The 13,778-nt window shown below is 67.9% G+C and carries 14 protein-coding genes and 1 pseudogene; 10 read left to right on the top strand and 5 right to left on the bottom strand.

Annotated elements, in window-relative coordinates; all coding sequences use genetic code 11:
* Positions 1-209: 209 nt before the first annotated feature.
* Positions 210-1,025 (bottom strand): GDSL-type esterase/lipase family protein, encoded by an 816-nt coding sequence (locus tag ABT299_RS22510; RefSeq protein WP_500251886.1) that lies wholly within the window; start codon positions 1,023-1,025, stop codon positions 210-212.
* Between the two features lie 381 nt (positions 1,026-1,406).
* A complete protein-coding gene (locus ABT299_RS22505; RefSeq protein ID WP_500251885.1) occupies positions 1,407-2,453 on the bottom strand; it encodes a hypothetical protein in 1,047 nt (348 codons plus the stop codon).
* Between the two features lie 485 nt (positions 2,454-2,938).
* Here ABT299_RS22505 and ABT299_RS22500 point away from each other — a divergent pair, with 485 nt between their 5' ends.
* Positions 2,939-3,550 (top strand): transposase, encoded by a 612-nt coding sequence (locus ABT299_RS22500; protein WP_500251884.1) that lies wholly within the window; start codon positions 2,939-2,941, stop codon positions 3,548-3,550.
* A gap of 505 nt (positions 3,551-4,055) precedes the next feature.
* Complete coding sequence (locus ABT299_RS22495) at positions 4,056-4,802, top strand: GNAT family N-acetyltransferase (protein WP_387032503.1); 747 nt, start codon at positions 4,056-4,058, stop codon at positions 4,800-4,802.
* A 1,464-nt stretch (positions 4,803-6,266) separates the two neighbouring features.
* On the opposite strand, the gene ABT299_RS22490 is transcribed toward ABT299_RS22495, so the two are convergent.
* The 3 genes from ABT299_RS22490 to ABT299_RS22480 all read right to left on the bottom strand — a co-directional run bounded on the left by ABT299_RS22490 (position 6,267) and on the right by ABT299_RS22480 (position 7,568).
* Positions 6,267-6,641 (bottom strand): MFS transporter, encoded by a 375-nt coding sequence (locus tag ABT299_RS22490; protein ID WP_387032616.1) that lies wholly within the window; start codon positions 6,639-6,641, stop codon positions 6,267-6,269.
* Between the two features lie 111 nt (positions 6,642-6,752).
* Positions 6,753-7,145 carry an MFS transporter gene (locus ABT299_RS22485; RefSeq protein ID WP_500251933.1) on the bottom strand — a complete coding sequence of 131 codons (393 nt, stop codon included), beginning with the start codon at positions 7,143-7,145 and terminating at the stop codon, positions 6,753-6,755.
* A gap of 42 nt (positions 7,146-7,187) precedes the next feature.
* On the bottom strand, positions 7,188-7,568 hold the full coding sequence (locus ABT299_RS22480) for a hypothetical protein (protein ID WP_387032501.1): 381 nt from the start codon (positions 7,566-7,568) through the stop codon (positions 7,188-7,190).
* A 249-nt stretch (positions 7,569-7,817) separates the two neighbouring features.
* Between ABT299_RS22480 and ABT299_RS22475 the strand changes: the two genes are divergently transcribed.
* The 8 genes and pseudogenes from ABT299_RS22475 to ABT299_RS22440 all read left to right on the top strand — a co-directional run bounded on the left by ABT299_RS22475 (position 7,818) and on the right by ABT299_RS22440 (position 13,614).
* Positions 7,818-7,982, top strand: a complete 165-nt coding sequence (locus ABT299_RS22475; protein ID WP_387032498.1) for a hypothetical protein — start codon at positions 7,818-7,820, stop codon at positions 7,980-7,982.
* 575 nt (positions 7,983-8,557) lie between these two features.
* Positions 8,558-9,163, top strand: a complete 606-nt coding sequence (locus tag ABT299_RS22470) for an SDR family oxidoreductase (protein WP_500251883.1) — start codon at positions 8,558-8,560, stop codon at positions 9,161-9,163.
* Positions 9,164-9,317: 154 nt separating this feature from the next.
* Complete coding sequence (locus tag ABT299_RS22465; RefSeq protein WP_500251932.1) at positions 9,318-9,392, top strand: hypothetical protein; 75 nt, start codon at positions 9,318-9,320, stop codon at positions 9,390-9,392.
* A 33-nt stretch (positions 9,393-9,425) separates the two neighbouring features.
* Complete coding sequence (locus tag ABT299_RS22460; protein ID WP_500251882.1) at positions 9,426-9,740, top strand: hypothetical protein; 315 nt, start codon at positions 9,426-9,428, stop codon at positions 9,738-9,740.
* A gap of 266 nt (positions 9,741-10,006) precedes the next feature.
* The gene (locus ABT299_RS22455) at positions 10,007-10,234 is read left to right on the top strand and encodes a transposase (RefSeq protein WP_500251881.1); all 228 of its coding nucleotides are present in this window, start codon (positions 10,007-10,009) and stop codon (positions 10,232-10,234) included.
* Positions 10,235-10,272: 38 nt separating this feature from the next.
* Complete coding sequence (locus ABT299_RS22450; RefSeq protein WP_500251880.1) at positions 10,273-11,166, top strand: IS3 family transposase; 894 nt, start codon at positions 10,273-10,275, stop codon at positions 11,164-11,166.
* Between the two features lie 318 nt (positions 11,167-11,484).
* A pseudogene (locus tag ABT299_RS22445) lies at positions 11,485-11,943 on the top strand (transposase); the annotation flags it as partial.
* A 393-nt stretch (positions 11,944-12,336) separates the two neighbouring features.
* The gene (locus tag ABT299_RS22440) at positions 12,337-13,614 is read left to right on the top strand and encodes a hypothetical protein (RefSeq protein WP_500251879.1); all 1,278 of its coding nucleotides are present in this window, start codon (positions 12,337-12,339) and stop codon (positions 13,612-13,614) included.
* Positions 13,615-13,778 lie beyond the last annotated feature (164 nt).

Raw genomic sequence — 13,778 nt, 5'->3', positions numbered from 1 at the left:
CACTCGATCGTCCTACCGCGCCACGAGTGCTCGGCGAACAGTCGGCGACGGCGCGACCCGAGCCGCCCGCCGCGGGCCCAATGGTCCTATCGATCGACCACCGTCGGACTGGTGCAGTCGATCGCGGCGCTTACTTCTGGCCATCCTGCTCACAGTGCAGCGCCATCGTCCGGGACACGCCAGCGAGGAGCGAGCACAGACGGGGTGGACTACATCTGCCCGCAGGGGTGAGCGATCCATCGATGCCAGCAGTCGGAGAGGATGAGGTCGGCCATCCTGCGGTAGCCGCCACTGCCAGGATGGGCGCCGTCGCCCGCCCTCACCTCCTCGATCCAGACCCGGTCACGCGCCAACTTCAAGGTGGTGCCGATGAACGGAACGCCGCGCGAGAAACACAGGGTTCCCATCTCGCCGGCAAGACTCGACGTCCGCAGCAGGTGGTCATCGCCCGCATCAATGACAGGAGGAGGGCCCACGACCAGGGGCGCGATCCCCGAATGGCGACACTGGTCCAGGATGGCTGCCAGATTGTGAAGGCTGTCGGACGGGTCGACCCGGATCTTGCCGTCCTCCTCCAAGGTGTCGTTGCTACCGCAGGAGATCACCAGCCGGTTGTCGGCGCCGGGAACCGAGCGAGCAAGGATCTCCTGCCGGCATCGACGGAGGACATCTTCGGAGGTGTTGCGCCTGATTCCCAGGTTGAAGGCAGTTATCCCACCGCCCGTCGCCTCGAGAACCCGGCCGACCCAGCCCCGATATTCCGGGTCACCGATCCCCTGAACAAAAGAGTCACCGATGAAGCAGATCCGCAACTGTGCGCCCTCAGGCACGACATGCGAGTCTTGTCGATTGATCAACAACTTCCCTTCCAAATGGTGGTACGGCGTCTCCAGCGGCGAGGACCATGCGCGCGTGCTCGCGGTACTCGGCACGACCAGGTATTGCCTGAACGACCCGACGGCAGAATCAGCACCTTTCCGATGGATTTCCTCTTGCGAAGCGACCCCGAAGTGACCCACATCCACTTCGTCAGAAATCTTCCTGACTCTGAGCGAAGAACTGCACTTCGGCCGCACCGCCGAGCACGTAGGGATCTCAGAGCCGCGTCAGCTGGACAATATGGGCGGGGGCGTATCCGGCCATGTCAGCAGCGCGGTTCCTGCAAGGTCCTCCACACGGCCGTAGGGCACCGGGCGAACGTATGCGAGGACACGGCGTCAGCAGTACCCTGGCCGGTGCAGCAGCTTAAACTCAGGCAAACCGCCGTATCCGGTGCTGCATTGCTTCCAGCGTTCAAGGTCGAAGCCGGTGGTCGTCCAACACGGTGTCCGCAGTCGCGGCGGGAGCTGCCGTCGAGCCGGCCTTCCCGGATAAACAACCCGATCCGCTGGTGGTGTGCGGCCATGTCACCGAGGCAGCCGCAGGTCCGTGCAGCTGTGTCGTTGTACGGCGTGTTCGGCGAAGGCGCGCAGTGAGGCCGTCAGGAACCGCACCGTCGGAGCCGCAAATTCGGTGGCGCTGACGGAGAATATCGCCCTCGGGGCGTGGCCCGGACAGCGCGCGGTGGCCCAGGCGTGACCGCGAGAGCGGCCGGCATCAACGCCAGTGCGATAAATGCCGCTTCCACCAGTACCGTCCGCAGCCGTCCGCAGCCCTAGCGCGTACGGTCCATAGTCGGCCTGGAAGTGGTAGGCGGCCGAGGAAAAGGCCACGGTCCTGCCAAGAATGCAGCCCTCGACCGGCGAGGTTCCGCTGCCTGCGGTTTCCTTGATCCAGTTGACCTCACCGGTATCCACGACCATCTTGACCGGGATGCCGGCGCATGTGCCCCCGATGGTCTTGGGCGGCATCTCCTTAGCCGGTTGCGGCACGGGCGGTATCGGGCCGCCGTAGGTGGCGTCACAGTCGTATCGGCGGGCCGCTCGTACTGCGGTAGCGGTGACGAGCCGCGCGGCCTGGCGCGCTTGGGCTTCCGTGAGCGACCTGGAGACTGCGGAAACCACCACGGAGGCTTGCCGGTTGGTGCAACCCAGCACCACTCCCGTATTGCTCAGGTCGGTATACCCCTCCCATCCGCCGCCGATTGCCATCGGGAGTTCATCCGTGCCGCCGTCCAGTCCGTCACGCAACAGAGCGAAGAACCCGTTGGGATTGCCTGTATTGATGAGCGTGTCGCTGACGTCACCAATGGTGAGCCGGAGGTCGCCGACGTCACAAGTCTCCCAGCGCTGTGCGAGGCTATGGTGTTCGTCGTACCACAGGGCCTTTTCGTTGCGGTCGGTGAAGACCGCGGACTCGGCCTCGGGTACGAGCCCCTGACAGTAGTCGGCGAGCTTGTGTTGGTATCGCCCACCCCTGCCCGCATCACTGAGTCGGTACCAGCCGAACGCCGCCGCTGTGATCACCACCAGCGGCAGCACCACGAACAAGGCTGCCCGCCGCAACGTCCGCATGCGATCCGCTCCCCACTCCCGACTCGGCCACAACACCCAGGGTGGCCGGTACGACGCACTTTGTATCGGATATCGCATCTCACGGCAAGACATCCCAGAGTGGCAAATAGGTATATCAAGCCTGGACTTCGTCCGGAGGTGCATGCGTATGCCAGGATTGTGCCTGCTGGACAGCGAGCCCGTCGGCCGGCTGGCCTCGAACGGAACGTGCCCTGCCATGGGGAGTCCGAGCCCCAGGAGCCGGTAATGCGGCCGCGGTGTGCGAATCAATCCTCCACATCACCGCACGGTGGCCAGTTGCTCGTGTTCGCTTCCGCTGTAGCGTCGCCGGGAACGACGCCGCAGAAGGGGTGCAAGCGACATGGCTGGTCTCCGACCAGTGGGTGTGCGTGGTGGCACTGCCCGCCGAGTTCGGTGTCGATGCGCCGACCGCGCATCGTCGTTCACCGCCTGGACGCAGGCGAGGCTGTGGCCGCTGCTGAACCGTGCGGTGCTGGACGAGTCGGGTGCGCGGCGGCAAGCGGGCTGGGCGTCGGCGATCGTGGACGCCGCAGCCGTCCGTGCGAGAAAGGGGGCGCGCTGACGCCCCCGATCCGGTCGATCGGGGCAAGAAGGGCGGCAAGATCCACGTGCGGTCCGATGCCGCCGGGCTGCCGCTGGTGGTCGCGGTGTCGGCGGCCAACGACCACGGCAGCCATGCGCTCAAGCCACTGCTGGCGGCGTTGCCGGCGATCCGATCGCACCGTGGGCCGAGTCGGCGACGGCCAGTGAAGATGCGCGCCGACAAGGGGTACCCCTCCGCCGAGCATCGAGCCTGGCTGCGGCGACGCGGAACCATGCCGCGCATCGCCCGGCCCGGCATCGAGTCCGGCGAGCGCCTCGACCGACACCGCTGGGTGATCGACGGACACCGGCCTGGCCGCTCGGCTACCGGCGCCTACCACCCGCTACGAACGCCGCGGCCGCCTGTTCAACGCCTTCCTCGTCCTCGCCGCCGCCATCACCTGCTGGAAGAAGCTCACCACATGAGACACGCTCGCAGTCTCGGCTCTGGCAGGTTCCTACGCCGACGGGCTGCTCACCGAAATGCTCGTTGACAAGTCGACTGAGCGGCAACTGAACCACATAGCGCAGAGGCGGCTGTGTCCTTTGATCAGTCGCGTCGACCGGCGCCAACGGCATCTGAGTCCGGCGCACCGCAAGGGCTGTCGCGCCTACCGCGGGATCGTGCCAGCGGCACAAGCGGGACATACCAAGTTCGCCGGCGGGGGCGTCGACGTGAGGTCGGAGTCACAGCAAAGAGGCACTTCGCAGCACCCCGCGGAGACGACCTCGGGCGACTCCGGCTCACCGGGGAGGCGTCGAACTCAAGCCACCGTTCGCGGGTGCCGACCAAGGTCAGGCGACATGCACCATCATCGGATCATCCAGCTCTCCTAACAAGTCCGCGAAGAAACGCATGGTGGACCTTAGCGTCTCTCTACGCCATTCTGTCAGCGTCCCTCGGTGCGGAGACCGCATGGCGGACTCCTCCGCCCGGCTCGCAGCGTTCGGGCGCTGAACACCCAGACCGCTGGAACAAGGGGACACACATTGGCCGACATGCGATTGATCGAGCGACACGCGGCGGCGGCGTGGCCGGCTGTCGAGAGCCGGGAAGAGGAAGGCTGGCTGCTGCGCCACACGCCCGGTGTGCCGCGCCGCCGGTCGAACTCCGCCTTGCCACTGGCACAGGGAGAAGCTCTGCTGGCGACCCTATCTCGCGTGGAGGACTTTTATACCGACCGTGGAATGCTCATCGCCGTTCAGGTGACCCCGGCGGAGGAACACGCCGCTCTGGACGAGTCGCTTGCCGAGCGGGGATATCGGCGGGCGGCGGCGACCAGAGTCTGCGTCGCACCAACCAGCACCGTAATCGACCAGTCCCGTACCTCAGCGTCGTTGGCTGTGACCCTCACCGAGCGTCCAACCCGCCACTGGCTGGACGCATACGTTGCCCTGGACGGCCACGAGAACAGCCAGGAGACAGCGGACAAGGTCCTCTCCCGTGTTCCCGGCCCCGCCGCCTACCTCAGCGTCGAACACGGCGAAGGCACAGCTGGCATGGGGCTCATCGTGGCCGCCCCCGGCTACGGCGGAGTCTTCTGCATGACCACCCACCCCGGCCACCGGCGCCAAGGCATCGCCACCTCGATCTTGCACGTCGGTGCCCGCTGGGCCGCAGCGCGCGGTGCAGGCGAGATGTACCTGCAGGTTATGGACGACCATGAGCACTACGCGGCGCGCCAAATGTACGACCGCGTCGGATTCCGCGTCTCACATACCTACCACTACCGGCTCAGGCCATGACCCAGCGCCGATGAGCAGCTGTATGCGCCGGCGGCCTGGCGGTCCGCTCGCGCAGATTCAGGCCCGGTCGTTCGCTGGCGGGGCTGTTGAAAGGCTCCGGAAGGGGAGCGGTGAGCCGGGGTCTACCGTGCCTTTCTGACATCGACCTTGATGACGTTCTCGGTCGTCGACTCTGGATGCGTCCAGATTCTGACCTGGATCTGCATAGGCAGTTCGTGATGAACATCATCGGACGCCGTGCCTCATGTTCGTGCCGACGCTCGCGCTGGCCGCAGGGCCACCGGCGCCGTCGCGGACGCCGACCCGGCGCCCACCGCCCCGTCCGAGGCCGCTTCCGCCTCGAACGGATGGACGACGGGTCGAGCGGCGGACATGCAGCGGCCCAGCCAGGGCTTCGAAACGAACTGGCCGGAGGCCGGTTTCTCCCGCCAGGCGGTGCGGCGGTCGTGCGCGCCATCGAGCAGGACGCGGGTGCGAATCCGGTTGTCCACCAGTACGGCGGCTCGCCCTGAAAGTGGCGGGCGACGATCGCGTACGCCGAGCAGGGCACGGCGGTGAGCCCGGGATTGTTGCGGCATCTCACCTCTGGACGCGGCGCGCGCTCGCTGGTCATCCTGTACGGCGGCCGGACCGTGAGCGAGGCGGCCGACCTGCCGGTGAAGCCGCTGGAGTCGCTGACGGTCACGCTGTGCCTGGCCGAGACGACCGGCCCGGCACCAGACACCTGCAGAGATGCGCAACCACCTACCGCACGTCGGCGACCACCGCGCTGACACCGACGGATCCGCCTTCCGCAAGAGCGACACCACGCACACCTGGTACTCACTGTCCGGCGTGGACCTGGTCAGCGAGCCGGCCCGCCGCGCTGACCGCGCTCGGTCAGCGCGCCCGCCGTCCAGGGCACCGCATCCTCGACCTCAGCGGCTTGCACTTGGCCGTACCCGTCTGGACGAACTGGACCTGAGCAGGGCAAACCTCCTCCGCCTCGCAGACCTGCGGTTCGACGGGCGCAGACCTGCAGGGGCGAATCTGCGGGGGAGCGACCCTGGCCGCGCCGACCTGCGGTGGGGCGCCGCCTTGCAGGGCCCGGACCTGCGGGGCACGCAGCTAGGGGGCCCGGCAGCACTGGCGAAGTTCCGGTCGGATCTAGCCGCGACCTGCGATTGAAGTGTGTCCAGGTGTGGATCGTTCCCCGTGGGTCGAATCCGGCTCTCTCACGCTCGCCTTGCTTCCTCGGCGGTGTTTTCTCCGCTTCCGCCCGATTGCGTGGCGTGGGCTCGCCTGAGGTGGGTTGGCTGGGGCGGGTGTTGATGAATGCGGCGACAATGATCGCCATCGTCAGCAGGATTCCGGCTGCCCAGGCGCAGGCGACGGCGTTGCCGTGGACCATGGCTTGGGCGAGGGCCGACGGCGTGTCCGGATGGGCGGTGAGGTAGACCGAAGCGGCGCCGGCGGCGATGGTGTTCAGCAGTGCCGTGCCGATCGAGCCGCCGATCTGTTGCGCGTGTTGACGACGGCGGAGACGATGCCGGCGTCGCGGGGGTCGCCGGTGCTGGTCGCGGTGCTCATGCTGGGTGCGAAGAGGCTTCCCATTCCCAGCCCGCAGAGGAGTATGGCGGGCAGGACGGACGCGGCGTACGGGCTGTGCGGGGACAGTTGTGTGAGGACGGTCAGGCCGGCGGAGGCCAGGACGAGTCCCGGCGCGACGATGGCCCGGGGTCGCACCCGCGAAAGGAGCCGGCGGGAGACCTGGGTCGCGGTGATGGCCGTGGCCGCGGCCACGTACGGCAGGAACGCCAGCCCGGCACGGAGCGAGGAGTAGTGCAGGACCGTCTGCAGGTGGAAGGTCCTGAACAGAACATGCCGAGCATGCCGAAGGTAGCGGTGGCCACGGCCAGGAACGCCCCCACCCGGTTACGGTCGGCGAGCACACGCAGCGGCAGCAACGGATCAGACACTTTCGACTGCACCACCACGAAGGCTGCCAACAAGACCACCGCAGCGGCCAAGAGCCCGATGATCGGGGTGGATTCCCAACCGTATGAACCAGCCTCGCCGAGGGCGTAGATCAATGCGGTCATTCCACCGCAGCCCAAGATCGCCCAGGGAAGGTCCAGCCTGACCCCGGCATGCCTTGGGGGCGTCGGGGAGCACGGTGAAGGCTCCGACCACCACGGCGGCGGCGATCGGAAGGTTCACGTACAGGCACCAGCGCCAGCCGAGGTACTCGGTGAGGGCGCCACCCAGCATCTGCCCGCAGGCACCGCCGGCCATCAGGGTGACGCTTAATATGGCGAAGGCCCTGGCTCGTTCGCGTGGGTCGTTGAAGATGGTCGTGAGCAGGGCCAGCGCCGATCGCGCGGGCTTTCTGATGGTCTAAGGCGCTTAATCGCTTTCCCTGAAGACCGCGGAGACCACACAGCTGCCACCGCCGTTCCAGCAAAGGACCATGTCATGAGGCGTATGGCCGTAGATGTCGACCACTTTCGTGTCGCAGCCGGCGTCGCCACCATCGTCGATGGTCGCCTCGACCACGATGTCTCCGTCTGCCGTGAGTTCTCGGACGTATCCGGTGACCCCGTGGTCGTCGACCCTGGTGTCGCAGACCTTGAACTTGTCCCCGTCGTCGATGAACGTCATGGAGCCACGGCCGCTCGGCAGGTAAATGCCGACGTCGGTGGCCATGGCCGGAGACGCAGCGAGCCCGGACAGCACGGCGGCAGCCGCGCCGACCAAGGCCCCGCGCTTGAGGATGATGCTCACCATCGAATACCCCCTGTTTCTCGGTTTGCGAACGACCCGGTTGGCTGACGGAAAGCCTCGGTGCGGCGGCGATCCGCAGTGGTCGCTTTGACGCCCTAATGATGACGGGGAGTGACGACTCGTGTCCTTAGCACCGGGTCCACGGTCTCTTGACAATGCGTCCGCTGAACGCCGCGACCTATCCGCGACACCGCTCTCGACACCGCCCTGGAGCAGCACGCCGACGACGAGGCGGAACTCGGCTCGCCGGCCGTGGTCATCGCGATCCCGCTCCCCGAGATCCGCCCGAACCACAGGGTCCGCTGCCAGGAGCACATCGGCGTGCACAACGAGAGGGTCGAGTGCCGGTGGCCGTACAGCGTCACCGCCGACGGGAACGAGCCGGAGGTCGGCCGCCCCTACCGCGTTACCGACTGACCGCCGCGCGCCGGCGTCGCCGAGATCCTTCCGGGCGCCCGGGAATCTCATCCCTACGCCCAGTGCCCATGCATCGTAAGGGCCCGCGCCCGCCCGTGGAGAGCACACCGTACAGAACATTGCGTGTACTTCTGCGTTCGATGACACACAACCGATCGCGTCCCGCTTGCGGAAGCGGGGTCCTCGGCACGGCGTGGAAGCCCAGGGCGACGATCGGTAGCCGTCGTTGTCGTCAGCGGCGCCGTTGTTGTGGTCGCGGCGCCCCGCGCGCTGATCGGCTACTGAGCGCACGCCCTGGCGGAGACCGCTCGCGCCCGGGCGCCCCTGCAGCGGCCCTCATACTGGTGAGCGTGACTGGTGGTGGCCTGGCCGAGCATCCCGATCCCCGGTTTCGTCCCGATCCGTTGCCGCTACGCGGCCGGGCGCGGTGGTGACCGGCGTCAGTCGGCGCGCGGGGATCGGATACGCCATCGCCCGTCGCCTGGCCTCGATGGGCGCCGGCCTCTTCCTGCATCATCACGTTCCCCATGACCGGGCCCAGCCCTGGGGCCGACCCCGCAGGGTTGCAGGCCGTCATGGACGGCGTCGCTCAAGCCATGGCCGACCCACAGGCCGCCCTCGCCCACCGTGGCCTCGACCTGACCGACCCCGACGCACCTGAGCAGCTGATCGCGGTCGCGCGTGCCGAACTCGGGCACCTGGACATCCTGATCTGCAACCACGCCCGCAGCGGCGGCGACGGGGCACTGGGCGACCTGGACGCCGCCATGCTCGATGCCCACTGGGCAGTCAACACCCGCTCCACCATCCTGCTCACCCAAGCCTTCGCCGCACAGCACGACGGACGCACCGGCGGACGCGTCGTCTTCCTCACCTCCGGCCAGGACCTGGGCCCCATGCGCGACGAAGTCGCTTACGCCGCAGCCAAGGGCGCCCTGTCTTCGGTCACCCGCACCCTGGCCGACCAGGCCATCACCCTCAACACCGTCAACCCCGGCCCTCTCGACACCGGCTACGCCACCCCGGGGGGCCTGGAAGCCATCCAGAACCGCTTCCCCGCCCACCGCTGGGGACGTCCAGACGATCCCGCCCGCCTGATCGCCTGGCTCACCACCGACGACGCGATCTGGATCACCGGACAGATCACCAACACAGAAGGTGGCTTCCGCCGCCACAACTGACGAACACGCGCCCCTCACGCCCACCGGGTCGACGCTCGCTCACCAGTACACCCTCAAGCGGTGGCTCCGTCCCCCGACCGGCCGCACCGGCCGAAACCTCGGCCGGTGGGGCGGGAACGAAGCCGCCGGCTGATCCGCCGCCGCGACACCGGGGCTGTGGGCGATCCCCGGCGGGATGGTCGAGCCCAGCAAGACCGTAGAGGCGGCGATGCGCCGACGAGCTGCGTGAGGGGGCGGACTCGAGATCGGCGACGTCATCCCGGTGATCCTGGCCCACACGCACGTCGACGACCTGCGCGAGACCGACCACGCCTGGATCGCCACCACCGCAGGCCTGTTCCGCGAGCCTCGCCTGGTGAACGTGGGCGCCGGCGACGACGCCGACGACACGACCTGGTGCCCCCTTCACCGACCTGGCCGCCGTCGACAAGGCGCTCGCCACCCCAGCACGGTGGCGAACTGTACGCCGCGCACCACTCGCTGCGTGCCTGCGCGCTGGATTACCTCGCCCATACTGAGGTCGCCCGAGCCGGGCCCGGACGCGCCGGTCTCGGCCATCGTTATCTGGCTCTATTGAGCAAACACGCTGGTCACAGGCTCAGCACGGTGTAAGGCATGTCAGTCACGTAGTAGTTCTTCGAGCTGCGCCCCGAGGTCTGCCTGGGTTCGTTGGACGGCCTGGCGGGGGTGCCACCGGAATACGGCGGAAAGGGGTCGCGAGGTGGCGCTGACCAGACTGAAGTGCGGCTCTGTCTCGTCCTTCCATCGCGGTTTGCACAGCTCAGGGCGTTTGCGGTGTGCGGTCATGGCCTTCCGGCCCACGCTCGGCACGGCTGTCCACGGATGAAGGCCGTCGCGACCAAACTGGGCGTCAAGCATGCCGAGACGGTGCGCAGTTGGGTGCGTCAGGCCGAGGTCGACGCCGGCGCCCGGCCGGGGACCACGACCGAGGAGGCTGCGGAGCTCAAGCGCCTCAAGCGCGAGAACGCCGAGCTGCGTCGGGCGAACGAGATCCTGAAAGCGGCGGCGGGTTTCTTCGCGGTCGAGCTCGGCCGGCCACACAGGTACTGACCGCGTTCATCGACGCATTCAAGGACGCATTCAAGAAGGTGTTCGGGGTCGAGCCGATCTGCCGGGTGCTGTCTGCGCACGGCACCAAGATCGCACCGTCCACCTACTACGCCGCCAGGTCCCGCCCGGCCTCTGCCCGAGCCGAGCGTGACGCATGGCTCAAGAGCGAGATCACCCGCATCTACACCGACAACTACCGGGTGTATGGCGCTCGCAAGGTCTGGCGGCAGCTTCAGCGCGAGGGCCATGCCGTGGCGCGCTGCACGGTCGAGCGGTTGATGCGCGAGCTGTGCCTGCACGGTGCCCGCCGCGGCCGCAAGGTCCGCACCACCGTCCGCGACGACGGGCATGAGCGTGCCGCCGATCTGCTGCGGCGCGACTTCACCGCCCCCAGCCCGAACCGTCGTTGGGTAGCCGATTTCACCCACGTGACCACGTGGGCCGGCGTCGTCTATATCGCGTTCGTGGTCGACATCTTCTCCCGCGCCGTCGTTGGCTGGGCCGCGGTGACCAGCAAGCGGACCCGGCTGGTGCTGGACGCCCTCGACATGGCGCTGTGGCGACGCGATCGAGCCGGACGACCCGTTGGGCCCGGCCTGGTCCATCACAGCGACGCCGGGTCGCAATACACCTCTTTCCAGTTCACCACGCATCTGGTCGACGCTGGGATCGACGCCTCCATCGGCACCGTCGGCGACGCGCTGGACAACGCGTTGATGGAGTCGGCGATCGGGCTCTACAAAACCGAGCTGATCAAATCTGGTGGGCCGTGGAAGAACCTGACCGGCGTCGAGCTGGCCACCGCCGAGTGGGTCGACTGGTACAACACCACCCGACTGCACGGTGAGATCGGCCATATCCCACCCGACGAATACGAGGCGCTCCACTACTCCCAAAACCACACAGAGCTGCAGGTCACAGCCACAACCTAGAGCCTCCATCGAAACCGGAGCGCTTCAACCGCCTGAATGATGGCGGACGTTCAAAGGTCGACTCTTCAATGGGGCGAGTTTCGAGGCTGGGGCTGATATGACATCGGCCGCCGTGACGGATGTCGCCAGGGGGCACGTGCCACCGCCGGGCTGGCGTGTCGAGCCGTCTGAAGGGAGCGAGGGCCGCTTCGTTCGCGACTCCGGTCTGGCGAACGGTGCCTCAGGGCCTACCGCGCGTCGAGGAAGCGTCGAAAACGATCTTGGATTCAAGGGGTCAATGCATCACCGAGAATGATCTTGATCATTACGGAGGTGCGGGTGCGGGACTACGGGTTCTCCACAGCTCAACAAGAGGAGCTGTGGGGGCGCTGGCGTAGCGGTGAGCCACTGGGCGGCATCGCCAGGAGCATGGGAGCGCAACTGCAGCACGTGCGGCGATTCCTGCTGCAGACCGGTGGGCTGAGGAGCCCGCCGCGCTGCCGGTCGCTGCGGCACCTGGCGGGTGAGGAGCGCGAGGAGATATCCAGAGGCATCGCTGCGGGCAAGTCCGCCAGAGCCATCGCCCGCGGGCTGGGCCGTCCGGCCTCGACGGTGTCGCGAGAGATCGCCCGCAACGGCGGCCGGGAAGGCTACCGCGCCGGCGCAGCCGGCGCTGCCGCCGAAGTCCGCGCTCGTCGTCCCAAGCAGGCCAAGCTCGCAGGACGCCCGGATCTGCGGGTGATGGTTGAGGAACTACTCGGGCAACGGTGGTCGCCGCAGCAGATCAGCGGCCGGCTGTCGACGGCCACCCACAGCCCGATCATCAGTCCGAGCCCGATGGTGGTGCCGACCTGCCCTGCCTGGCAACGACCACCGCTCCTACACCCACCCTCGTTGAAGAAGATCAGCGGTCAAGAGGATCGCCGCAATGATCGCCACGCCGCTCACCGTAGCGGCGGGTCCATCGCGGTCGAGGTGGCCATGAACGTTCTAGTTTCGACGCCGACGGCGTTGCCACTTCGCCAGGACGCACCTGGGGCTGGAGGTGGGTGCCGGGCGGAGGGCCGACACGATCTGGTCTCGTCCCTGTGCCGGCGGGGTCGCGGTTTGTACGGTCGAGGTGGTGTGGGCCCGTTGGGGGCGGGTTCGTTCTAGGTGCCTGTCCCCTGTGACCGTAGGGGTGTGGTCTCGATGTCCGGCGAAGCCGGGATGGGCGTGAGCGAGGGGGTCGTGCCCGCGACCGGAGGAGAGCGAGCGGCCCGGCGTGCCGGGCCGGACCTCGAACGCATGGCGGCGATGTTCGCCAAGGCCAAGCGCCTGGACAGCACCTGGCCGCTGTTCGCGCGGGGGCTGGACCCGGCGGTGGAGACCGAGTGGTTGCGGAGCCGGTACCGGCTGATGGCGGTCCAGGCCGCGAAGCGTTCGGTGCGTCGGGACAACATCGATGGCAATGTGGCATTCGTGTGGTTCCCGGCAACGCTCGTCGGGGCCCTCGCCGTCTTGATCGGGATATTCCAGATCGGCTGGTGGGGCTTCGCCGAGGCGGTCGCCGCGATCGGGCTGTTCATCCCGGTCGCGGTGTGGAGCGAGCGGCGACGCGACAACGGCCGGTTCCTCGGCGGCCTGATCGACGCTCTGCTCACCGCGGTCACCGTCGGATTCATCCTGCTGGCGCTGTATGTCCGGTACGCCGACGGCCCGGCGCGGGTGGTGGACCTGAAGCACGCATGGTGGATGCCCGCCATCCAGGGCATCGGCACGGCCACCGTGGCGCTCGTGGTGGCGGTGATGCCGTTCATGGTGAACGGCTGGCTGGCCGATCGCGCCGGACCCGCTCCCCCCACCGAGGCGCTGTTCGAGCAGCTGACCACCATCCTCACCCGCCTGAAACCCGACCGGCGGGGACAACTGCACCCCCAGGCGCAGCGGGAGATCCTGACCGCGCTGGGCAAGACGGCCTCCGTTCTCCGCAGCGGGATGCCCGCAGCCGCGCTCGGCGGCACCCAGCTGACCAGGGCGGTCGTCCGCAGCCGCGCAGTCGAGGCCTCCCAGGCGGTCACCGACCTCCAGCTGTGGATCGCCCTGCCGTCCGCGACCAGCCATGAAGACTTCCGGGCCCGGATCTGTGACCTGCTGCGCGCCGTCCTGACCGGCGAATACGACCGGCTCCCCGTCCGGGAGAACACTCCCGAGACCGTACGCAGAGCCTGGCACGCCCGCCTCCTGGACGGCACCCGGACCCTCATCATCGCCGCCCTGCCGATCACCGTCCTGCTCCTCGCCCAACGGCTGGGCCTGACCCTGCCCTCCCCCTACGGCGCCGGAGCCACGATCGCCGCCTCGGCGTGGGCCGTCATCGTGGTCCTGGGCTGGCTGGACCCCAACTTCTCCACCCACCTGAACGCCACCCGAGACCTGACCGCCCTCAACCCCTTCTCCCGCGGCCCTGGCAACAATCAGAACAGATGAACCGCTGACCACCTGACTCCGCTGCCCGCGCGCCCAGACAGGGGTACAGACGAAAGCCCTCGCCCCACAGTGACGAAAGAGCTTCGGGTGCCGCATAACGAGCGCGTCGCCAGTCCCAAGCTGGCGGTTCTACTCGGGTGCTCTCAGGGGCGTGGGCTTCACGG

This window comes from Spirillospora sp. NPDC000708 (genome assembly GCF_040299565.1).
Classification (GTDB): Bacteria; Actinomycetota; Actinomycetes; order Streptosporangiales; family Streptosporangiaceae; genus Spirillospora.
This window is presented reverse-complemented; position numbering and strand designations above follow the sequence as displayed.

Bases quoted from the DNA above. Each gene is read 5' to 3' on its own strand.
- ABT299_RS22455 (WP_500251881.1), top strand. From the start codon at position 10,007: ATGAAGGCCGTCGCGACCAAACTGGGCGTCAAGCATGCCGAGACGGTG.
- ABT299_RS22440 (WP_500251879.1), top strand. From the start codon at position 12,337: ATGTCCGGCGAAGCCGGGATGGGCGTGAGCGAGGGGGTCGTGCCCGCG.
- ABT299_RS22505 (WP_500251885.1), bottom strand. From the start codon at position 2,453: ATGCGGACGTTGCGGCGGGCAGCCTTGTTCGTGGTGCTGCCGCTGGTG.
- ABT299_RS22495 (WP_387032503.1), top strand. From the start codon at position 4,056: ATGCGATTGATCGAGCGACACGCGGCGGCGGCGTGGCCGGCTGTCGAG.
- ABT299_RS22470 (WP_500251883.1), top strand. From the start codon at position 8,558: ATGGACGGCGTCGCTCAAGCCATGGCCGACCCACAGGCCGCCCTCGCC.
- ABT299_RS22480 (WP_387032501.1), bottom strand. From the start codon at position 7,568: ATGGTGAGCATCATCCTCAAGCGCGGGGCCTTGGTCGGCGCGGCTGCC.